This is a genomic window from Arthrobacter sp. ISL-30 (assembly GCF_018613855.1).
Classification (GTDB): domain Bacteria; phylum Actinomycetota; class Actinomycetes; order Actinomycetales; family Micrococcaceae; genus Arthrobacter.
The window spans coordinates 46,719-67,410 of sequence record NZ_JAGGPK010000044.1 but is presented as its reverse complement, the minus strand read 5'-3'; the positions used below and the strand labels follow the sequence as shown (position 1 = coordinate 67,410).

The window sequence follows — 20,692 nt, the reverse complement described above, 5'->3', positions numbered from 1 at the left end:
CTTTTCCGGCTCAGCTTGTAACCGTCTATTCCTCGCCGCGCAGGATCGCAAGCAGGCGGATGATCTCCACGTACAGCCACACCAGGGTGACAGTAAGGCCGAAAGCCGCTGTCCAGGAGAACCGCTGCGGAGCACCGTGGTTGACGGCCTCTTCGATCATGGTGAAGTCCATGATGAGCGAGAACGCAGCAAGGCCAATGGCCAGGAGGCCGATGAACACACCCAGCGGGATGCCGAAGATCTCGACGCTGGTACGGAGTCCGAACGGGGAATCTACTGCTCCGGTCCACACCAGCATCATGTTGATCAGGGCGAAGACCGCATAGCCGATGACGGCGATCATGAAGAACCGCATCGCCTTGGGCGTGGCGCGCACCTTCCCGCTCTTGAACAGCAGGAGGGTCACGGCGAAGACGGAGAGCGTTCCGATGACGGCCTGAAGCCCGACGCCGGGAGCCATTGTGTCAAGAATTCGTGTGAGGCCGCCAAGGAAGAGGCCTTCGAGGCCCGCATACGCCAGGATCAGCGCCGGCGAGGGCTGCTTCTTGAACGTGTTCACCAACGCCAGGACGAAGCCGCCCAAAGCGCCGACGATCATGAGGACAACGGCCAGGGAATACGAAACGAACAGGGTAACCGCGGCACCGAGTACGACGGCGGAGAGGCAGGCAACCGTCTTGACGATGACGTCGTCGTAGGTGATGCGGCCGGTCTCAACCGGCCCGGCAGGCGGCCGGTTGTACATCTGCTCCAGCTGCTCCGGGGTCATGCTCGGGCCCGGTGCCTGGCCATACGGTGCCTGGCCGTAGGGAGCCTGGCCATACGGTGCCTGGCCATAGGGAGCCTGGCCGTAGGGAGCCTGGCCGTAGGGAGCCTGGCCGTAGGGGTTGTTGCCATAGGGAGCCTGGCCATACGGGGCCTGCGGAACAGGCGGTGCCTGGGTGGCTCCACGGAAATTCTTTCCGTTGAAGATCGGGTTTCCGCCAAGTGCCATTACGGGTTTCCTCCTGAGGAAAGGGCAAAGTTATAGTTCACGGTATCAATTCCCACGCTCCGGTGGCAGGGAAAGTTCCCTGCGAGACAAAGCGCAATACAACCGTGATACGCCGTTGGAGGAGATTTCTCCATTCGCTTGTTGCCTCAAAAGGCACAGTTGTTATCCGATCGCGACATGGGCGGCAGGCCGGGCCGGTTTTTTTGCCCTTTCCGGGCGGTAACATAGGCCCATCACGGGTGACCAGCGTCACAGCAGAGGCAGTATTTGAGGCTGTTTCAAAGGCCCGTGACCGTTCGCACCGGCAGCAATGGCGCAGCCGGGATCACCCCCACTGTGGAGGTTTCCATTTTGAGAAGCACACCCCCAGACCAGTCCAAGAGACGGTCCAAAGGACTGCAGAAAGCCATGGGGGCATTATTCGCCGTCCTCATGACGGCCCTGCTGGTCGCCGCTCCGGCAGCGCAGGCTACTACCCCATCGCCTTCGCCTTCCCCCCAACAGTTCCAGAACAACATCAGCGGCTTCCTCCGCGACGATACCCGTGCGCCCATCCCCGGGGTGAAGATCACCGCCAGGGGGAATGGCTTCGAGGGATCTGCCACTTCCTCTGCCAACGGCTCCTGGAGTATCGGTGTTCCCACCCAGGGAACCTATGAAGTCGAGCTGGACACCTCCACTCTTCCCGAAGGCATCACCCTCGCCGAGGGACAGGAAAACCCACGTAGTGTCACCTTCAGCCAGACCTCCAATCTCTCGGTGATCTTCGCGTTCGGCAAAGGCATCGTGTTACAGGAGCAGAACCTGGCCCAGAATGTGCTTAACCGGCTCGTAGCGGGCCTGAGCTTCGGGCTCCTGCTCGCCCTTGCGTCTGTCGGACTATCGCTGATCTTCGGTACCACCGGCCTTACCAACTTCGCCCATGGCGAGATGGTGACGCTGGGCGCACTCTCTGTGTTCGTCTTCAACGGCCTGGGCCTGCCGCTATGGATCGGGATTGCGCTGGCACTGGTTGTGGGGGCCGGATTTGGCTTCCTTCAGGACTCTGTCCTCTGGAGGCCGCTGCGCCTCCGAGGTACCGGACTTGTGCCGATGATGATCGTCTCCATCGGCCTCGCCCTCGCCACGCGCTACCTCTACCAGTTCTTCTTCGGCGGAGCCACGCAACAGCTGCCCGGCGCCCAGGTCAGCGACGTCCAGATCGGTACGCTTTCCCTGTCCCCGAACACCTTGTGGTCCCTCCTCGTCTCGGCGGTCGTCATCGGGACCCTTGGATTCGTCCTGCTCAAGACCCGCCTGGGCAAGGCGACACGAGCTGTTGCCGATAACCCTGCCCTTGCCGCGGCCTCGGGTATCGACGTCGATCGGGTCATCCGCATCGTCTGGGTGGTGGGTGGCGTCCTCGCCGCCCTGGGAGGCATTCTCTGGGCCTACTACCGACCCGGAGTGACGTGGGATATGGGTTCCCAGATCCTGCTGGCCATCTTCGCGGGCGTGACTTTGGGAGGGCTGGGCACGGTGTTCGGCGCGCTTATCGGATCCCTCGTGGTCGGCGTCTTCATCGAGCTCACCAGCCTGGTCCTGCCGCCGGACCTGAAGTATGTCGGTGCCCTGGTCATCATGATCATCGTCCTTCTCTTCCGTCCGCAGGGTATCCTCGGCCGGCGTGAGCGTGTGGGTTAGGAACAGCTATGGACTTTGGAAGTATCTTCGGCCTCGCCCTCGGCGAGTTCTTGACGCCGACAACCGCTGCCTATGCCCTCGCGGCGCTCGGCCTGGCTGTGCACTTCGGCTATTCGGGTTTGCTTAACTTCGGCCAGGCCGGATTCATGGCCGTTGGCGCCTATGGTTTCGCTATTTCAACCCTGACCTTCAACGTGCCGTTCATCGTCGGCCTCCTCATCGCAATCCTTTGCGCCGTGGCCTTTGCCCTGTTGCTGGGTGTACCGACGCTCCGCCTGAGGGCCGACTACCTGGCCATTGTGACCATCGCCGCCGCGGAAATCATCCGCTACATCGTCACCACCAACACCCTTTTCCGCATCACCGGATCGGCCGACGGCCTGTCATCTTTCCAGCGGGAATTCGATACCTTCAACCCCTTCCCGGAAGGCACCTACATCTTTGGCTGGAGCAACCGGGACCTCTATGTCCGGGTTGTGTGCTGGGCCGTCGTGATCCTCTGTGCGCTGACCGTCTGGCTGCTGATGCGCAGCCCTTGGGGACGCGTGCTCAAGGGCATCCGGGAGGACGAGAATGCCGTCCGCTCGCTTGGCAAGAACGTTTATTCCTACAAGATGCAGGCCTTGATCATCGGCGGTATTCTCGGTGCTCTGGCCGGGCTGCTGTTCACCCTGCCGCGCGGCTCGGTGCAGCCTGCAAACTACGCCACGGACCTCACGTTCTTCCTATGGACGGTCCTGCTCCTTGGCGGTATGTCCACGGTCCTTGGGCCGATCGTCGGGGCCATGATCTTCTGGGTGGTTCTCTCCCTGACGCAGAACGTGCTGTCCGGACTCATCGAATCGGGAGCGGTCACTTTCATCTCAACGGTCCAGGCCGGCCAGCTGCGTTTCATCCTCGTGGGGGTGGCCCTGATGCTCCTCATGATCTTCAGGCCGCAGGGCGTCTTCGGCAATAAAAAGGAGCTTGCGTTCGCATGAGTGAGCATCAAGTGTCAGTACAAGTCAACGAAAACACCGACTACATGACCGATACCCGGCCCATCGCGGCCGAGGAAGCCGGTCCGGGATGCCGGAAGCGGGATCCAATCCTCGTGGCGGAAAAAGTCACCCGCTCCTTCGGCGGCATCAACGCCGTCGACGTCGAATACCTTGAGGTCCCCAGGCACAAGATCACAGCCCTCATCGGCCCGAATGGCGCAGGGAAGACCACCCTGTTCAACCTTCTGACCGGCTTTGACACCCCAAACTCCGGTAAATGGAAGTTTGAAGGCAGGCACATCGAAGGTGTGTCCTCCTACAAACTGGCGCGTATGGGAATGGTCCGGACCTTTCAGCTGACCAAGGTCATGGGCAAGCTCACGGTCATGGAAAACATGCGCCTGGGCGGCGCCGACCAGCCGGGTGAACGGCTCCACAAGGCCCTCTTCAAAAACCTCTGGGGCATTCGGGAAAAGGAGATCACGACCCAGGCCGATGCCCTGCTCGAAAAGTTCAAGCTCGACGCCAAGAAGGACGACTATGCCGCGTCGCTTTCGGGAGGCCAGCGCAAGCTCCTCGAGATGGCTCGTTCCCTCATGGCCAAGCCAAAACTCGTCATGCTTGACGAGCCAATGGCAGGGGTGAACCCGGCGCTCACGCAGTCCCTCCTGGACCACATCAAGAACCTCAAGGCAGAAGGCATGACCGTCCTGTTCGTCGAGCACGACATGAACATGGTGCGCCACATCGCCGACTGGGTAGTGGTCATGGCGGAAGGCAGGATCGTTGCTGAGGGACCTCCCGCAGAAGTCATGAGGGACCCCGCCGTAATCGACGCCTACCTGGGTGCCCACCACGACGTCGACCTCGGCGACACGGAAGGCATCAAAGCGCTGGAGGCCGAGCTCGAGGCGGACGAGGAGTCCATTGTAGGCACCGAAGACGCCGGCATTATTGCCATCGACGCCGTTGCCCCCGACCTGCTCCACAGTGACCTCAGGCAACACGAACTCAGTCCAGAAGGACTTCAGTCGCCCCCCGCCGAGGATCCCGGCTCGCTGGAATCCGGCATGAAGGACCCAGGCTTCAAAGAGAAGGACGAAAAATGAGTGCCACTAGTGCAATGCCAGCAGCCAGCCCTTCCCAGACGGACGACCTCGTTGTCAGCGTCACTGATCTTGTGGCCGGGTACCTTCCCGGCGTCAACATCCTGAACGGGTGCAGCATCGAGGCCCGCAAGGGTGAACTGATCGGCATTATCGGACCCAACGGAGCGGGGAAGTCCACGCTCCTGAAGGCCATGTTCGGCCTGGTCAAGGTCCACTCAGGCAAGGTGGTGGTTCGGGGCAAGGACATCACGGGACTGAAAGCTAACAAGCTGGTCAGCCAGGGTGTGGGCTTCGTGCCCCAGAACAATAACGTGTTTGCCACCCTCACCATCGAAGAGAACATGCAGATGGGGATGTACCAGCGGCCCAAGGCCTTCGCCGAACGCTTCGACTTCGTCACCAGCCTGTTCCCCGAACTTGGCAAGCGCCGCGCCCAGCGGGCGGGCTCCCTCTCTGGCGGAGAGCGGCAGATGGTAGCAATGGGTCGCGCCCTCATGATGGATCCGGCTGTGCTCCTGCTCGACGAGCCATCCGCCGGCCTTTCGCCCGTCAAGCAGGACGAGACGTTCCTGCGGGTTCACGAGATCAACCGCGCCGGAGTATCGGTCATCATGGTGGAGCAGAACGCGCGCCGCTGCCTGCAGATTTGTGACCGCGGCTATGTCCTGGACCAGGGCAAGGACGCGTATACGGGAACTGGCCGGGAACTCATGAGTGACCCGAAGGTGATCCACCTGTACCTTGGCACGCTGGCAGACAACGTGGATTAAGGCTGCAAGAGCCGCCAGGAAGAACCTCCAGGCACAAGTAAGAGGCCCCGTTCCTTCAGGAACGGGGCCTCTACTACTGCATCAGTCGGATGCGGCTTACAGCCTGCCGAACTCTTCCTGAACCGGCTTCAGCGAGTTTTCGTTGGTGAACTCGTAGATGCCGATGTAGGCTTCGGTCGGGTCTCCAGCATCAGAGAAGGTAATCGGACCGGACTTGCCGTCGTAGTCGATGTCCTTGCCGTTGCGAAGCAGCGTGACGCAGGATGCGTAGTCGCTGCACTTATCTCCGCCTTCGGACATGTCCTTCAGCTTTGCGGCAATATCGGTTCCCTTGGTGCTCTTCGCGGATTCGGCGGCCAAAGCGATGAGGTTCGCAGCATCATATGATTCGCCGCCGTACGTGAAGTCCGTCAGGGCCGGATCAACGGAAAGCAGGGCTTGCTTGAATTCGTCCTTCGTGAACGTTCCAGGGAAGGTTCCATGTGCACCCGTAAGCGTTCCGGGCTGGAAGACCTGGCTGTAGTCCGAAGTATTGCCGTCAACGAGGAACATCTGGCTGCCCTTGATGCCCTTGGCCGTCAGCAGCGGAACGATCTGCTTCACCTCATCGAAGGTGATCAGTGCAATGGCATCCGGCTTGGCAGCCACCACCTTGTCCACCTGGGACTGGAACTGGGAGTCGCCGGTGTTGTACAGCTCCTCGGCAACAACCTTGCCGCCGGCGGCCTCGAAGGATTCCTTGACGTTCTTCTGCAGGCCGGTGCCGTAGGCGTCGTTGAGGACGATCATGCCCACGGTCTGGGCGCCACAGGTGGCCATGTAGTTGCCAAGAACCTTGCCCTGGAGCACATCGGAAGGAGCTGTGCGCCAGTAGAGGCCCTTGTCATCCCATGTGGTGAAGTCCGGCGAGGTGTTGGCCGGCGAGAAGTGCACGACGCCCGCACCCGTGATCTGGTTGATGACCGTCTTGGACACCGAGGACGATGCCGCCCCGATAATCGCTTGGGAACCTGCCGCTAGGAGCGCGGTAGTGGATTGAGTTGCCGTGTCCGTCTTGGTGTCGCCGGAGTCGCGGTGGATCACCTCTACGGGCTTGCCAAGGACGCCGCCAGCGGCGTTGATCTCCTTGATGGCGAGGTTGACGCCGGCAATTTCGGGTGGGCCAAGGAAGGCCAGGTTGCCCGTTGTGGGCAGCAGCGAGCCAATCTTCAGTGGCGTGTCGGTGGTGGTGGTCGAGGCAGGTACTGGTCCCGTGGGGGCGGCGGCGGCCTGGGTAGTGGCGGTACCGGCCCCCGCACCAGGAGCAGGACAGGAGATTCCTCCGGCCCCGGCCGTGGTGGTTCCAGTTGAGCCTGGTGTGGAGGGTCCACCACAAGCTGTGGCTAGAAGAGCGACGCCGACGCCGACGCCAAGCGCTGTGAGCCTGGCAGTCCGGGGTGCCGCTTGGGAAAGATCAAACATTCATTGTCTCCTCGATCGAAAGGTGCGAACTGCCTTTGAGCGATTGATCAGGGATTCCTGATTAAGTCTCAAGCTAGTCCAAATTAATCGGGAAGATAAGTGAATGAGGTCACATCCTTGTAACTCTCGTTGCCTGTGGGGAATCAATAAAATTACGCGGAGACAACGGAAAAGGCGGGGCCCGCTCGGGCCCCGCCTTTCGCCGAAGGATCCCCAGGAGAGATCTCGTGGAATGGTCCTTGGATTGATCGTGTGCCCCAGGTGGGACTCGAACCCACAACTCTCAGATTTTAAGTCTGATGCCTCTGCCAATTGGGCCACTGGGGCGCCCGCACAATGGTAACCCACCGAGACTCCTCAGACGGAAGCCAGCCCGCCAGGGGAAGGCCGCCAACCAAGGAATACCCGCCCTAACAGTGAGCTACAGCGCCGCCAGCGGCCCGGAGTAGCGGAAGGTTCCCCGGACGCCGTCGGGCCATCCGGATAGCGGCAGGAGCTGGAAAGCCTCTCCCCACTCGGCGTGGGGCGGTTCGACGCCGAAGCTGTGGGAAGGCGCGTAGCCGAACCGGCCGTAGTAGGCGGGGTTGCCGACCAGGGCGATACCGGGTTCACCGGCAGCCTCCGCCCGACTGGCCGATTCGTGCATGAGGGCCGAGCCGATGCCTTGGCGCTGGAAATGCGGATGGACGCTGATCGGTCCAAGCCCCAGCATCTCAAGTTCCCCCACCCATCCACGGGTGCTGATGACGTGCCCCACGATTTCTCCCCCGAGCTCGGCCACAATGCTCAGCGCGGGAATGTACTCGGGGCAGTCGAAGAGTTCGCGGAGTGCTCCAACCTCGATCGGTGTACCGTCCACGGGCAATCCGGTCACGGGGGAAATGGCGAAGGCCTCAGCGGTCAGGGCGAGCAGCGCCTCCCGGTCCTCGGGCTGTTCATCCCTCAAGACAAGTCCACGGCCCAGCAGGGTGAGGACGTCAAGCGCCCGTCCAGCGTCGTCGCTGGGAACCAGGAGGTGGTCGTGGTGGAAACCAGCCAGCACGTTGCAGCTGATTCCAGCCTTCGTCAGGGCAGCGCTGACGGCGGCGGTCAGCCCAACTGCCTCAAGCGCAGAATGCACCTGCAGCGTGATCCAGGCAGCGACGAAGTCGTACGAAAGCCCGAGCCGGTCCGCCTCTGTCCTGCTCAGGACGACTGTCAGGCCTTCGGCCTCCCGGACCGCGGCCTCGATGTCCCCCGCAAGGGGCTTCCCGTGGGGCCAAAGAGCGTAGACATAGTCGCCCTCCCGGACCGCCGGTCGCAGCGAGGTAAGGAGGGTCTTGAGGTCGGTTTCGCCTGCCATGCCATCAGTCTAGTTCTGCCTGTGGACGACGACGGCGGCCGCCTCCCCGCTGTAAGGGGAGGCGGCCGCCGTCGATATTGCTGGAAGCGCTACTTGGCGTCAGCTGAAACCGGTGTTTTGACTTCCGCCTGTGCCGTAGGCTTGTCCACCGGGGCTGCCGCTGCCGGCTTGGGGGCCGGAGTGGCGGCGGCCACGAAGGCGCCGCGCGGGTTGTCCAGGTCGATGAGCTGCGTGGTGTCGCGGCCCAGGAAGAACGCCAGGATCCAGCCGAAGATCACGCGGACCTTGCGCTCCACAGTGGGCATGGCCAGGCCGTGGTAGCCGCGGTGTGCGAGCCAGGCGAGGCCGCCCTTGAGGCCGATGCTGCCGATGAGGTTGATGTTTGCAACGCCCTTCCACTCACCGAAGCCGGCCACCGCACCAAGATTCTTGTGCTTGTAATCCTTGAGCGGCTTTTCCCAACGGGAGGCCCACAGGTTCTTCGCAAGGCGCTTGGCCTGGCGAAGGGCGTGCTGGGCGTTGGGGACGCAGGTGCCGTCCGGCAGCCCGCTGTCCGTGAGGTCGGGTACTGCGGCGATGTCGCCGGCAGCCCAGGCGTTCTCGATGATGCCCTCGTCGCCTGCGACGCGGAGGTCCGAAAGGACACGGACACGGCCGCGCGGTTCAAGCGGGAAATCGGAGGAGCGCACCATCGGGTTGGCCTGCACACCGGCGGTCCACACGAGGGTGTCGGCTTCGAACTCCTGGGCCAGGGTCTTGTCCGGCAGGTTGATAAGCCGGAGGGCCTCCTCGGCATTGTCCAGGGAGGTGTTCAGCAGGACCTCGATGCCGCGGCTGCGGAGGTGCTCCACAACCCACTCGGCCTGCTTCTGGGTGACCTCAGGCATGATGCGGCCCATGGCCTCGACCAGGACGAAGCGGACTTCTTCCTGGCTGACGCGCGGGTTGTTCTTCACCGCGGCGCGGGCGAGGTCTTCCATCTCGGTGATGCACTCGATGCCGGCGAAGCCGCCACCTACAACAACGAACGTCAGCGCCTTGGCACGCAGCGCCGGATCCGTCATAGTGGACGCGGCCTCGATCCGCTCAAGGACCTTGTTCCGCAGGGCAACGGCTTCCTCAATGGTCTTCAGGCCGATGCCCTTGTCCGCGAGGCCCTTGATGGGGAAGGTGCGGGTGATGGCGCCGGCCGCGAGGACGACGTCGAAGTACGGAACTTCAAATGGGGAGCCGCCATCCGCCGGCGCCACGACCGCAGTGCGGTTGGCGTGGTCAATGGAAGTGACGCGACCCTGGATGAGTTCGGTCTGCTTGAGGTGCTGACGGTGGGAGACGACGGCGTGGCGCGCCTCAATGTTGCCGCCGGCTACCTCGGGGAGGAACGGCTGGTAGGTCATGTAGGGCAGTGGATCCACGAGAGTGACGATGCCACCTGCATTCGCGATCTTCTTCTGCAGTTTGAGTGCTACGTACAGGCCGACGTATCCGCCGCCGACGACGAGTACACGGGGACGGTCCTGGAGCTCTGGAGTGGTTGCCATAAATCCAGAATACAGTACTTTGTGAAAATCTTCACTAACTACTTGGGGGCTGTCTTGTCCGCCACTTCCACCACCCCTGTTTCGGGTTCCTTGGGAGCCTCCGGCGGGTTCTTGACGGCGCGCCTGAGGTGCACTCCGGCGCCGACCAGGATAGCCGCGAAAATGCAGCCGAACCCGATGACCACGGCCGCGGGAAGCGCGTTGTCTACTTGGGAGGGAGGCTTGGCCACGGGGATCGTGGCTTCCGGCAGGGTGGGCGGGGCACTTGTCGGTGGGGCAGTCGGCTGTGGCGCAGGTGCCCTGAGATCTCCGCGTCGATGTACCCGAATCCAGTCAGCGATGGATCCGAGGGGGTTGACGTCGACCACTGGTACAGTCGCGCTCAATGCCGCCTCTGCATTGAGGATGCCGAAGCCGTAGATCGGGTCCTTCCCGGCCGGACCAGTGTCCTTGGCGGTGCTGACGATCCTGTTGATGACCTGCTTTGCGCTCATCTCGGGCCATTTGGACCTGATCAGCGCCGCCACTCCGGAGACGATGGGGGCTGCGCCGGACGTTCCCGCCCAGTCGGCATATCCCCCGCCGGGCATGCCGCCAACGAGGTTCTCGGCAGGTGCGGCAACCCCTATGGTGATGCCCTGGGAGGATGAGTCAAAGCTGGCCTTGCCTTCCCGGTCCAGGCCCGCGACGGTGAGGACGCCGGGGATCGTTGCAGGCGCACCGACCTGGACGTTTCCAGCCAGCCTGTTCCCAGCCGCCGCGACGATCACGACGTCCTTCTGTTCGGCATAGAGAAACGCAGCGTCCCAGCTTTGCGGCCAGCCGGGCGAGGTGCTTCCCAGGGAGATATTGATCACTTTGGCGCCGTTGTCCACTGCCCAGCGGACGGCGGCGGGAATCTGTTCCTGATCACTCCTGCCACCGGGATTCGGCGAACCGAGCCACGTGGACACCGCTAGAATCTGGGCCTCGGGAGCCACTCCCATGACGCCGTTCGACCTGTCAGCGCCGGGGCTCGGGGTGGAGTCATCCGGCTGATGCCCCCGGCCCGCCAGGAGGGTTGCCACGAGCGTGCCGTGTTCGGGTTTGGAGCCGAGGCCCTTCTGTCCGTCCAGGCTCCCTGCACCGGAGGCGTCGGACCCTCCGACGACGGCCCCCTTAAGGTCGGGATGCTGGCCGTCGACGCCGCTGTCGATAATGGCCACCTTTACGCCGGCGCCTTTGGAGGACTTCCAGGCGCTGGTGATTCCCGATTCCTTGAGCCAGTACTCCTTGTCACGCCAAGAGTCGGCATAGGCGGCGGGGGCTCCGGACAATTCGCCGGCCAAGGCGCCGGCGAGGCTTCCGCCTGCGATCAGCGCAGCGAGGGCGGCCGAGGCCACCCTGCGGCGTAAGGGGTATCGCTTGGTCATTAGTGGTCCATTCAGCTGTACGTCTGGCAGTTTGCTGTCAACGTGCGGCAACGCCACTAGCGGATACTCAGCGCAATGCCGTCCAGAATATCGTGCTCACTGGCAATGGCTCCCGAGACGGTGCCGTCCGTTGCCTCTGCCACGCGCTGGAGGATCCTCCGCCACACCAAGGCACCGGCACCGATGACGTCAACGCGTCCGGGATGCATGTACGGCAGTCGCGCACGCTCTTCACGGCTCATCTCAAGCAGGCTGGTGCAGGCGTCGCTAATGGTTCCGAGATCCAAGGAAGCGCCATGGATGGCCCGTGGATCATAGCGGTCCAGGCCCAGGGCGTGCGCGGTAATGGTTGTAATCGATCCGGCGACGCCGACGACCACGGCAGCCTGCCCGAGCGGAACGGTTTCGGCTGCAAGGTCAATGGCGGCGTCGACGTCGGCCTCGGCTGCCGCGATCTGGTCAGGAGTCGGAGGATCATCCAGGAGGTGCCGCTCGGTCATCCTCACGCAGCCGATGTCAACCGATTTTGCGGCGATAACACCTTCGGCGTCGCCAAGGACGAATTCAGTGCTACCGCCCCCGAGGTCCACCACCAGCACAGGCTCCTTGCCACGCGACGGCAGGACGCTGCTGGCACCGGCGAAGGACAGCGCAGCTTCCTCGTCGCCCGAAATCACCTCCGGCTCAACTCCAAGGAGTTCGCGGATGCCGTCGACAAAAACCTGGCGGTTGCGCGCATCCCGGGTAGCGGACGTTGCGGCAAAGCGCACACGCACTGCTCCATGGCGGCGGATCAGCTCCGCATAGTCCCGCGTCGCTTCGAAGGTACGTTCAAGGGCTTCCGGGGCAAGCTCGCCCGTGGCGTCCACTCCCTGGCCGAGGCGTACAACCCGCATCTCGCGGACGATGTCGGTGAGGGGGCCGGGCTGCGCAACTTTGGCGGACTCACCCCCTGTCTCCTGCCCGGAATCCCCAGCCAATGCCGGACCGCCAGCCTGTCCGTTGGCATCCGCAATCAGCAGGCGGATCGAGTTCGTTCCGCAGTCAATGGCCGCTACTCGAGTCATTCGTTGACCTCCCCTATGGTTGGCTCGTTCGGCGTCGCGCTTTTGGACTTCCGGACCGGTGCCTCGCGCCCCACAATTTCGGGCAGGCCCTGCGGGCCGTGCCTGCTCAGGTCGCGCGAGGGCGCCTCCCCGGCGGTGTCCCAGGCGCCGTCGCAGTAGCAAAGGTCCTTGGTCCACCATTCCGCGATGGCTTCAAGTGCCGCGTCGCCCAGGGGATTCACGCCCGGCCCCGCCGCCAGTGAGTGCCCCACGAGGACATGCAGGCACTTGACGCGGGTAGGCATGCCACCGGCCGAGACTCCGGCAATCTCCGGTACGTCCCCAGTGCCGGAGCGCGCTGCGATGGCATTCCGGGCCTCCAGGTACGCCTCATGGGCCGCGGCATAGGCGGCGGCTAGCGGCTCGTCGGCCAGGAGACGATCGTTCATCTCATTCATGAGGCCGCCGGCTTCCAGCCTCGAGACAGCAGACGTAATGACTGGATGCGTAAGGTAGAACGTGGTGGGGAACGGTGTTCCGTTACTAAGGCGCGGCGCCGTTGCCGCTACGAGTGGATTGCCGCAGACGCAGCGCGCGGGGATCTCGACGACGTCGCGCACCGGCCGCCCTAGCTGGCGGCTGAGGACCTCAAGGTCGTGGGCCGATGGCTGGCGGGCCTCCTGGGGTCTGGTGCTGTTTTCTTCCACTGCATTCCCGTCCACTGCGCTGCCGTCCTTCCTTCCCTGTGGCCGTGTCCCTGGGGGCACGACGGCGGCGGGCACCGCGTTCTAGTCAGTTGCCGAGCGTCTGATGGACTCCCACAGCGCATCCACCCAAGGCAGGTTTGCCGGGTTTCCGGAAGCTCCTGTGCCAGTGCTGTCTCGTGCTGTGCCGACGGTCTCTTCCCCGCCAAACACCCAGTAGCTCGTTTCACCCGGCATAACCATGTTAATGCGGTCGCGAGCCTGCTGTTTCACATAGTTGGGGTCCTGCCAACGCGACACCTGCCGGCGGAGGTCCTCCTGCTCCGATTTCCGGCTCGCGATTTCATCCTCCAACGCCGCAATTTCCGCCCGCTTCTCGAAGAAGATCTTGACGGTTGGCGCAAGCATGACGGTGATTGCGATCATCACGACGGCAAGGGCCAGCATGCGCCCTGAGAAGGCCCGTGCCGGCACGGGTGCATGGTCCTCGCCCCGGTTCCTGGTTCCCGGGTTCGAGGTGGTCCCTGCCTTCCACGTGGTTCCCGCCTCCGCTGTGGTCCGCGCGCCCGCGGCAGTGCGGTTCGGGGCAGTTCGCTCGTTCAGATCAGTGCGGTTCGGGGCAGTGCGGTTTGGTGCAGTCCGGTTCGGAGTGGCCCGGTAGTGGGGCTTTACGCCGGAATCTCCAGCGCCAGGCTTCCCCGTGCCCGCGGACGCTCCCCTGCCGGCCCCGAAATCGGCCCGGATGACGTCGCCGCCGTCGCTCTCGTTCCTGGGCTGCCCGGACAGGGCACTTGCCTTGGGAACCTTGGGACGACGGGTGGCCATGACACTCCTGTAATGCCCGGTGCTTGCCTGGCAGTTTGCTGCACATGCTCGTTTGCGTGGTGCCTGCGGTTCAGTTTCCGATGCGATCTTCGCGGTCCGCAACCGGCGTCGAAGACCGGCGGGTTAAACAGAACCGGTGGCTATGGTTTTTTCCACCATAGCCACCGGTCAGTCAATTTCGCGGGTATTAGCCCTTGAAACGCGGAAATGCGCCGCGGCCGGCGTAGCGTGCGGCGTCGTCGAGTTCCTCTTCAATGCGCAGCAACTGGTTGTACTTGGCCACGCGCTCAGAGCGTGCCGGGGCACCGGTCTTGATCTGGCCGGCGTTGGTGGCGACCGAGATGTCGGCGATGGTGGTGTCCTCGGTTTCGCCTGAACGGTGCGAGGTGATGGTGGTGTAGCCCGAGCGCTGGGCCAGGGACACGGCGTCGAGCGTTTCCGTCAGGGAGCCGATCTGGTTGACCTTGACCAGCAGCGAGTTGGCCGTGGCGGCGTCAATGCCCTGCTGCAGGCGCTCCGGGTTGGTGACGAAGAGGTCGTCGCCAACCAGCTGGACCTTGTCGCCGATGGTGTCGGTGAGGGTCTTCCAGCCTTCCCAGTCGTTCTCGTCCAGCGGGTCCTCGATGGAGACCAGCGGGTAGTCGGCAACCAGTTCGGCGTAGTAGGCGCTCATCTCCGAGGAGCTCAAGGCCTTGCCTTCGAACTGGTAGGCGCCGTCCTTGTAGAACTCGGAGGAGGCAACGTCCAGGGCCAGGGCGATGTCCCTGCCCGGGGTGTAGCCGGCCTTCGTGATGGCCTCCTGGATGAGGTCCAGGGCTGCGCGGTTGGACGGCAGGTTCGGGGCGAAGCCGCCCTCGTCGCCCAGGCCGGTTGCAAGGCCCTTCTCGTTCAGCACGGACTTGAGGTTGTGGTAGACCTCAACGCCCCAGCGCAGGCCCTCGGAGAAGGTCTCGGCGCCGATCGGGGCGATCATGAATTCCTGGATGTCGACGTCGGAGTCGGCGTGGGAGCCACCGTTGAGGATGTTCATCAGCGGAACCGGAAGGACGTGGGCGTTCGGGCCGCCCAGGTACTTGTACAGCGGGAGGTCGGCGGAGGCGGCTGCGGCGTTGGCAACGGCCAGGGAAACGCCGAGGATCGCGTTGGCACCAAGCTTCGCCTTGTTGGCCGTGCCGTCGAGGTCGATCATGGCCTGGTCGATGCTGCGCTGGTCGGTGGCGTCGAAGCCGATCAGTGCCGGGGAGATCTCGTCGATGACTGCGTCGACGGCCTTCTGGACACCCTTGCCGAGGTAACGGCCCTTGTCACCGTCGCGGAGCTCAACGGCCTCGTGCTCACCGGTGGAGGCACCGGAAGGAACTGCTGCGCGGCCGATCTGGCCGTCGGAAAGCAGGACCTCAACTTCTACAGTCGGGTTGCCGCGGGAATCGAGGATCTCGCGGGCGTGGATGGCATCGATAAGCGCCATGGATTTGCTCCTTATGGTGAAGCGATCTACTGGGAATCTAGAGGGAAAGTCTGGACGTCCTCGTCGCTACTAGCGTAGTCGAGAGTGGCAGAGGTTACGGAACGGCTTCCGGCGCCTCACGTCATGTTGGGTCGCGGTGGCTCCCCTGGTATCTGGTGACGGCCCCGCGGAGGGCCCTTTCGGCGTCGAAACCCCGCTCCCGCGCGGAGGCCACGACGGCGAACAGCAGCTCGCCGAGATCCTCCTCGGTGGCGAACTCTGGTGATCGAGCCTGTCCAGATCCGGCAAGCTCAGCCGCCTCCGGTGATCGAGCCTGTCGAGATCGGGCTGCGCGGTCCAGGGACTTCTGGGCCCGGGCGAGCGCCGGGAGCCTTGCAGGGATGCCTTCGAAGGCATCCCTGCGGGCCGGCTTCTCAGCCAGCTTGATGGAATCCCACTTCTGCACGATTTCGTCCACGGTTGCGGGGAAGCTCTCCTGCAGTGTGCCGTCGGATTTGAACACATGCGGGTTGCGACGGATCATCTTCGCCGTGAGGGTCTGTACGACGTCGTCAAAGTTGAAGCGCCCGTGCTCCTCGGCGAGCCGGGCGTGGAGCACTACCTGCAGCAGCACGTCCCCGAGCTCGCCGAGGAGTTCGTCCGGAGTGCCCGAACCGGCGGCTTCGCCCTCGATCGACTCAACCACTTCGTAGGCTTCCTCGATCAGGTACTCCACCAGCGATTCGTGGGTGAGGGCACCCATCCAGGGACAGTGGTCGCGCAGGGCTGCGATCACCTCCACGAGCCGCCCGACGGCGGCGGCGTTCCTGGGGGTGTCGTCAGCCAAGGTTCGTGTAGGCGTCGTTGATGTACTCCACCAGCGCTTCCTTCTCGTCAAGCGGCAGGAAGGATGCCTCGGCGGCGTTCAGGGTCAGTTCCAGCAGGTCATCGAGGTCGTAGTCGAACGTCTCCACGAGCAGCTCGAATTCGTCCGTCAGGGTCACACCGCTCATGAGGCGGTTGTCGGTGTTGATGGTGACGTTGAAGCCGATCTGGTAGAGCATGTCCACCGGGTGGCTTTCGATTCCCTCACCAAAACCGGCGATCGCCCCGGTCTGCAGGTTCGACGACGGGCAGATCTCCAAGGGGATGCCGCGGTCCCTGACCCAGGAGGCAAGTTCGCCCAGGCTGACCATGCCGACAGTCTCCTCGCCATCCTCGTCGGCACCGTCTTCGAATTCGACGTTGATGTCCTCGGCAATCCGGACACCATGGCCGAGGCGAAGCGCGCGGCCGTCCACGAGGGCCGACTGGATGCTCTCCAACCCGGCGGCCTCGCCTGCATGCACAGTGGCCGGGAAATTGTGCTCGGCCAGGTAGGTGAAGGCCTCACGGAAACGGGCGGGGAGGAAGCCGTCTTCGGCACCGGCAATGTCGAAGCCGACTGCACCGGAGCTACGGTGGCGCACTGCCAGTTCTGCGATCTCCTGGCCGCGGTCGGCGTGGCGCATAGCCGTGATGAGCTGACCCACCTGGATCTGGCGGCCGCTGTCTTCCACGGCGTCGACGCCGGCATCAAGTCCTGCCTGGACGGCCTCCACCACTTCATCCAGGGTCAGCCCCTTCTGGAGGTGCTGCTCGGGTGCCCAGCGCACCTCGCCGTACACAACGCCGTCGTCCGCCAGATCCTCGACGAATTCCTTGGCGACCCGGAAGAGGCCCTCCTTGGTCTGCATCACGGCAACGGTGTGGTCGAACGTTTCGAGATAGCGCACCAGGGAGCCGGAGTCCGCGGACTCACGGAACCACTCCCCCAGCGCCACGGGGTCCGTGGAAGGGAGCGTGTGGCCAACGGCCTCGGCGAGCTCGATGATGGTGGCGGGCCGAAGTCCCCCATCCAGATGGTCATGCAGGGAGACCTTCGGGAGGCTCTTCAGGTCGAAATCGATGGCAGGGGCGGCGTCAACAATAGGCTCAGTCACGTACCAACTCTAGGGTTGGCATCGGGCGGGCGCTAGTTGCCTCCCGGATACGGACGGACCTACGCGGAGAGGGGGTCCTTGTCCTCTTCCTGGGTGAACCTGTCCTCTTCCTGGGTGAACCTGTCCTCTTGTTCGTCGAGCATTTCCTCGGCCTCATCAATGGTGACGTCGTTGCGCCCCAGCCGCTTGTGCCACCAGCGCAGCACGTGGTCGATCACAATGCCGAGGACGACGGCGAAGACCACGGCGATTCCGGCGCTGAGCAGCGGATTGTGGTGAAGCCAGGGGAAGGAACTGGCGATGATTCCAATGCCGATGGAGTAGCCCACCCACGTGACGCAGGCGAAGGCGTCCAGCCAGAAGAACTTGCGGTGCGGAAAACCCGTGGTTCCAGCCACGTAGTTCACGGCCACACGGCCCCAAGGAATGTAGCGCGCTGTGAAGATCAGCACCGCGCCGCGCTTCTCGAGTTCATACCGTGCCCAGGCGAAGGCCCTCTGGACTTTGGGCTTGCGCATCCAACGCCAGCGTTCGAGCCCGATTTTCCGCCCGAGGAGATAGGCCATGTTGTCCCCGGCCATTGCTCCAGCGAGCGCCGTGAGGCCCAGGATCCAAAGATTCGGTTCCCCGCTGTGTCGGGAAAATGCGGCCAGCGCAACGATCAGGGTTTCGCTCGGAACCACCATGGCGAAGCCGTCAACGAAGAAGAAAACAAGCAGGAGCGGGTAAATCCACCACTGACCAGCTGCATGGAGCACGGCCTCATTAATAAACTCCACGCGGGCATTGCTCCTAGACGAAAATTACACGGGCAAAAATTGACAGAAATCGCTTCTCAGTGTCCCACGGCCAAGGCGTCATTCGCTACGCCCCAAGCCTCCGGAATAACAGTTCAACGCTAGCCGTGCACCGGTGGTTCCGGCGTCCTCCGTGGGACTGACTTTTCCTCTTCGGGAAGGGGTCCGCGAACCTTGCTCACGACGCGGTCGATGATGATGCCGATCATTACTGCGCAGACGATCGCAATCACCGCGCCCAGCAAGTGGTTGTCTTCGAACCATTGCCCGAAGAAGAGCCCGATAATGACCGAATAAGTGGCCCACAGCACGCCGGACAGGGCAGTCAGGGCGATGAACTTTCCATGCGGAAAAAGGGTAGCTCCAGCCGTCAGGTTCACCGCTACCCTTCCCACCGGAACGAACCGCGCGACCATGATGAGGGAAGCCGCGCGTCGTTTCAGTTCCCGGCCCGCCCAGCGGAAGGCTGCCTGCATCCTCTGGGACCGCATCCAATGCCAGCGCTGGGTGCCTACCCTACGGCCGATCAGGTAGGCGATGTTGTCCCCGGTAAAGGCACCCACCGCAGCAAGCACACCAAGAAACCAGGGATTGGGGACGTCGGCGGTAGCCGAGACCGCAGCGAGGCCCACCACTACCGATTCGCTGGGGATGGGTGGGAAGAAGCCATCGATGATGCAGCAGGCCAATACGAGCAGGAGGACCCAGGGCTGCCCGGCCGCAGCAAGGATGAATTCGTTGATTGCCTGCACTTTTTCCTCACACGTGGCCGGCCGGTCTCCCGGGCGCCGGCGAAAGCAGCCCGGGAGGTAAGCCTATGCGATCCTGTCAATAATGAGCTGCTGCGCCGGCCGGGACCCCTCGGGGGCAATGACCGTGGCCCCGGCAAGGGCCTCCCGGGCGCGGTCAAACTTCTCCGGGGTGTCTGTCAGCAGCGTCATGAGGGGTTCGCCGGCCTTGACCAGCGCGCCGGGCTTCGCATGCAGGCGAACACCGGCTCCCGCCTGCACTGCATCCTCCTTGCGTGCCCGGCCGGCCCCCAGTCGCCAGGCGGCGACACCGACCGACAGGGCATCGAGTTGCACGAGGACGCCGTCCGCCTCCGCATAGATCGTTTCGGACTCCTTGACAACCGGAAGCCTTGCTCCCGGATCGCCTCCTTGTGCACGGATCATGCGGTTCCAGACGTCCATGGCACGGCCGTCCTTAAGCGCAGCGGCCGGGTCGGCGTCGTGCACTCCAGCGCAAGCAAGCATCTCTTCCGCGAGCCGAACGGTCAGTTCGACGACGTCGTCCGGGCCGCCCCCGGCCAGCACTTCCACACACTCCTCTACCTCGATGGCGTTCCCGGCGGTGAGGCCGAGGGGCGTGTCCATGTTGGTGAGCAGCGCGACAGTGTTGACGCCGGCGTCCTGCCCCAGCGCAACCATGGTCTCGGCGAGCTCCCGGGCCTTCGCCTCATCCTTCATGAAGGCACCCGAACCGACCTTGACGTCCAGGACCAGCGATCCGGTTCCCTCCGCGATCTTCTTGCTCATGATCGACGAGGCGATCAACGGAATGGCCTCCACCGTCCCGGTCACGTCCCGCAGTGCGTAAAGCTTCTTGTCTGCCGGCGCGAGGCCGGCTCCGGCGGCGCAAATCACTGCCCCGACATCCTGGAGCTGGGCCATAATCGCCTCGTTGCTCAGAAACGCCTGCCACCCCGGGATTGATTCGAGCTTGTCCAGCGTGCCGCCCGTATGGCCAAGGCCCCGTCCGGAAAGCTGCGGCACGGCGACGCCGAAGACCGCCACCAGCGGCGCCAGGGGCAGGGTGATCTTGTCGCCTACGCCGCCCGTGGAATGCTTGTCGGCCGTGGGCTTCACACTGCCGTCGGGGTTGCGAAGCCCGGAGAAGTCCATCCGCTCTCCCGAGGCGATCATCGCCGCCGTCCAGCGGGAGATTTCGGACCTGTCCATCCCGTTGAGCAGGATGGCCATGTTCAGTGCTGCCATCTGCTCGTCGGCGATGACGCCCCTTGTGTAAGCATCGATCGTCCAGTCGATCTGTTCGGGACTAAGCGTGCCTTTGTCCCGTTTAGTGCGGATAATGTCGACAGCGTCAAACGCCTCGGCCGTAGTTCTTGTTGTTTGTGTCGCGCTTCCTTGCGTCATTCCTTGTGGTGAGCCTTGTGTCATAGCTGCTCCTCCAGGTGTTCGGGACCGAAGGCGTCTGGCAGCACCTGGTCCATGCTTCTGATGCCTTGGCTTGTCATGAGTTGCATGCCGGGGGCACGGAATTCGTACAGCAGCTGGCGGCAGCGCCCGCAGGGCATGAGCACTTTGCCGTTGGAGTCCACGCAGTAGAAGGCCCTCAGCTTCCCGCCGCCGGTCATCTGCAGGTTGCCGACCATGACGCATTCCGCGCACAGGGTCAGGCCGTAGCTGGCGTTTTCCACGTTGCAGCCGCTGACGATCCTGCCGTCATGGGTAAGCGCCGCAGCCCCGACAGGAAATTCCGAGTAAGGGGCGTACGCGCGCTCCATCGCCTGGACGGCGGCGGCCTGCAGGGCCTCCCAGTCAACGTCGGCATGGTTGTGAATAAATCCGCTCACGCC

General features: G+C 63.5%; 19 protein-coding genes and 1 tRNA gene. 4 read left to right on the top strand and 16 right to left on the bottom strand.

Annotation, left to right across the window (positions count from 1 at the left end; translation table 11 throughout):
• Positions 1-25: 25 nt before the first annotated feature.
• Positions 26-994, bottom strand: coding sequence for a Bax inhibitor-1/YccA family protein (locus J7E82_RS16795; protein WP_214864661.1), 969 nt, complete (start codon positions 992-994; stop codon positions 26-28).
• 408 nt (positions 995-1,402) lie between these two features.
• Between J7E82_RS16795 and J7E82_RS16790 the strand changes: the two genes are divergently transcribed.
• Genes J7E82_RS16790 through J7E82_RS16775 form a run of 4 tightly spaced genes read left to right on the top strand, consistent with a single transcriptional unit; the run spans position 1,403 to position 5,536 of the window.
• Positions 1,403-2,677 (top strand): branched-chain amino acid ABC transporter permease, encoded by a 1,275-nt coding sequence (locus J7E82_RS16790; RefSeq protein WP_214864659.1) that lies wholly within the window; start codon positions 1,403-1,405, stop codon positions 2,675-2,677.
• An 8-nt stretch (positions 2,678-2,685) separates the two neighbouring features.
• Positions 2,686-3,657: a branched-chain amino acid ABC transporter permease gene (locus tag J7E82_RS16785; protein WP_214864657.1), complete on the top strand. Its 972-nt coding sequence runs from the start codon at positions 2,686-2,688 to the stop codon at positions 3,655-3,657.
• A complete protein-coding gene (locus J7E82_RS16780) occupies positions 3,654-4,766 on the top strand; it encodes an ABC transporter ATP-binding protein (RefSeq protein WP_214864655.1) in 1,113 nt (370 codons plus the stop codon). The genes J7E82_RS16785 and J7E82_RS16780 overlap by 4 nt, the downstream gene beginning before the upstream one ends.
• On the top strand, positions 4,763-5,536 hold the full coding sequence (locus J7E82_RS16775; RefSeq protein ID WP_214864653.1) for an ABC transporter ATP-binding protein: 774 nt from the start codon (positions 4,763-4,765) through the stop codon (positions 5,534-5,536). The genes J7E82_RS16780 and J7E82_RS16775 overlap by 4 nt, the downstream gene beginning before the upstream one ends.
• 96 nt (positions 5,537-5,632) lie before the next feature.
• On the opposite strand, the gene J7E82_RS16770 is transcribed toward J7E82_RS16775, so the two are convergent.
• From J7E82_RS16770 to J7E82_RS16700, 15 genes are all read right to left on the bottom strand, one after another.
• Positions 5,633-6,997, bottom strand: a complete 1,365-nt coding sequence (locus J7E82_RS16770; RefSeq protein ID WP_214864651.1) for an ABC transporter substrate-binding protein — start codon at positions 6,995-6,997, stop codon at positions 5,633-5,635.
• 253 nt (positions 6,998-7,250) lie between these two features.
• Positions 7,251-7,324 (bottom strand) — tRNA-Leu (locus tag J7E82_RS16765).
• Between the two features lie 94 nt (positions 7,325-7,418).
• Positions 7,419-8,339 (bottom strand): N-acetyltransferase, encoded by a 921-nt coding sequence (locus J7E82_RS16760; RefSeq protein WP_214864649.1) that lies wholly within the window; start codon positions 8,337-8,339, stop codon positions 7,419-7,421.
• A gap of 89 nt (positions 8,340-8,428) precedes the next feature.
• Positions 8,429-9,880, bottom strand: a complete 1,452-nt coding sequence (locus J7E82_RS16755; protein WP_214864647.1) for an NAD(P)/FAD-dependent oxidoreductase — start codon at positions 9,878-9,880, stop codon at positions 8,429-8,431.
• A 38-nt stretch (positions 9,881-9,918) separates the two neighbouring features.
• A complete protein-coding gene (locus J7E82_RS16750) occupies positions 9,919-11,292 on the bottom strand; it encodes a S8 family serine peptidase (protein ID WP_214864645.1) in 1,374 nt (457 codons plus the stop codon).
• A gap of 56 nt (positions 11,293-11,348) precedes the next feature.
• Complete coding sequence (locus tag J7E82_RS16745) at positions 11,349-12,359, bottom strand: Ppx/GppA phosphatase family protein (protein ID WP_214864643.1); 1,011 nt, start codon at positions 12,357-12,359, stop codon at positions 11,349-11,351.
• Positions 12,356-13,060, bottom strand: a complete 705-nt coding sequence (locus tag J7E82_RS16740; protein ID WP_374223631.1) for a DUF501 domain-containing protein — start codon at positions 13,058-13,060, stop codon at positions 12,356-12,358. The genes J7E82_RS16745 and J7E82_RS16740 overlap by 4 nt, the downstream gene beginning before the upstream one ends.
• A gap of 66 nt (positions 13,061-13,126) precedes the next feature.
• Positions 13,127-13,867, bottom strand: a complete 741-nt coding sequence (locus J7E82_RS16735) for a septum formation initiator family protein (protein WP_214864641.1) — start codon at positions 13,865-13,867, stop codon at positions 13,127-13,129.
• A gap of 187 nt (positions 13,868-14,054) precedes the next feature.
• Positions 14,055-15,335, bottom strand: a complete 1,281-nt coding sequence (gene eno, locus J7E82_RS16730; RefSeq protein WP_214864638.1) for a phosphopyruvate hydratase — start codon at positions 15,333-15,335, stop codon at positions 14,055-14,057.
• Positions 15,336-15,456: 121 nt separating this feature from the next.
• Entirely contained in the window at positions 15,457-16,077 is a 621-nt protein-coding gene (locus J7E82_RS16725; RefSeq protein WP_214864711.1) for a MazG nucleotide pyrophosphohydrolase domain-containing protein, read from the bottom strand.
• Between the two features lie 76 nt (positions 16,078-16,153).
• A complete protein-coding gene (locus J7E82_RS16720; protein WP_214864636.1) occupies positions 16,154-17,296 on the bottom strand; it encodes an adenosine deaminase in 1,143 nt (380 codons plus the stop codon).
• Between the two features lie 59 nt (positions 17,297-17,355).
• Complete coding sequence (locus tag J7E82_RS16715) at positions 17,356-18,075, bottom strand: DedA family protein (protein WP_214864634.1); 720 nt, start codon at positions 18,073-18,075, stop codon at positions 17,356-17,358.
• A gap of 119 nt (positions 18,076-18,194) precedes the next feature.
• On the bottom strand, positions 18,195-18,845 hold the full coding sequence (locus tag J7E82_RS16710; RefSeq protein WP_214864632.1) for a DedA family protein: 651 nt from the start codon (positions 18,843-18,845) through the stop codon (positions 18,195-18,197).
• A 63-nt stretch (positions 18,846-18,908) separates the two neighbouring features.
• Complete coding sequence (locus J7E82_RS16705; protein ID WP_214864630.1) at positions 18,909-20,249, bottom strand: thymidine phosphorylase; 1,341 nt, start codon at positions 20,247-20,249, stop codon at positions 18,909-18,911.
• A 20-nt stretch (positions 20,250-20,269) separates the two neighbouring features.
• Entirely contained in the window at positions 20,270-20,689 is a 420-nt protein-coding gene (locus J7E82_RS16700) for a cytidine deaminase (protein WP_308113910.1), read from the bottom strand.
• Between the last annotated feature and the right edge of the window lie 3 nt (positions 20,690-20,692).

What these genes read in the sequence shown, in the direction of transcription:
- J7E82_RS16795 (WP_214864661.1), bottom strand. Translation starts at nt 994, where the DNA reads ATGGCACTTGGCGGAAACCCGATCTTCAACGGAAAGAATTTCCGTGGA.
- J7E82_RS16790 (WP_214864659.1), top strand. Translation starts at nt 1,403, where the DNA reads ATGGGGGCATTATTCGCCGTCCTCATGACGGCCCTGCTGGTCGCCGCT.
- J7E82_RS16785 (WP_214864657.1), top strand. Translation starts at nt 2,686, where the DNA reads ATGGACTTTGGAAGTATCTTCGGCCTCGCCCTCGGCGAGTTCTTGACG.
- J7E82_RS16780 (WP_214864655.1), top strand. Translation starts at nt 3,654, where the DNA reads ATGAGTGAGCATCAAGTGTCAGTACAAGTCAACGAAAACACCGACTAC.
- J7E82_RS16775 (WP_214864653.1), top strand. Translation starts at nt 4,763, where the DNA reads ATGAGTGCCACTAGTGCAATGCCAGCAGCCAGCCCTTCCCAGACGGAC.
- J7E82_RS16770 (WP_214864651.1), bottom strand. Translation starts at nt 6,997, where the DNA reads ATGTTTGATCTTTCCCAAGCGGCACCCCGGACTGCCAGGCTCACAGCG.
- J7E82_RS16760 (WP_214864649.1), bottom strand. Translation starts at nt 8,339, where the DNA reads ATGGCAGGCGAAACCGACCTCAAGACCCTCCTTACCTCGCTGCGACCG.
- J7E82_RS16755 (WP_214864647.1), bottom strand. Translation starts at nt 9,880, where the DNA reads ATGGCAACCACTCCAGAGCTCCAGGACCGTCCCCGTGTACTCGTCGTC.
- J7E82_RS16750 (WP_214864645.1), bottom strand. Translation starts at nt 11,292, where the DNA reads ATGACCAAGCGATACCCCTTACGCCGCAGGGTGGCCTCGGCCGCCCTC.
- J7E82_RS16745 (WP_214864643.1), bottom strand. Translation starts at nt 12,359, where the DNA reads ATGACTCGAGTAGCGGCCATTGACTGCGGAACGAACTCGATCCGCCTG.
- J7E82_RS16735 (WP_214864641.1), bottom strand. Translation starts at nt 13,867, where the DNA reads ATGGCCACCCGTCGTCCCAAGGTTCCCAAGGCAAGTGCCCTGTCCGGG.
- eno (WP_214864638.1), bottom strand. Translation starts at nt 15,335, where the DNA reads ATGGCGCTTATCGATGCCATCCACGCCCGCGAGATCCTCGATTCCCGC.
- J7E82_RS16725 (WP_214864711.1), bottom strand. Translation starts at nt 16,077, where the DNA reads ATGGGTGCCCTCACCCACGAATCGCTGGTGGAGTACCTGATCGAGGAA.
- J7E82_RS16705 (WP_214864630.1), bottom strand. Translation starts at nt 20,249, where the DNA reads ATGACGCAAGGAAGCGCGACACAAACAACAAGAACTACGGCCGAGGCG.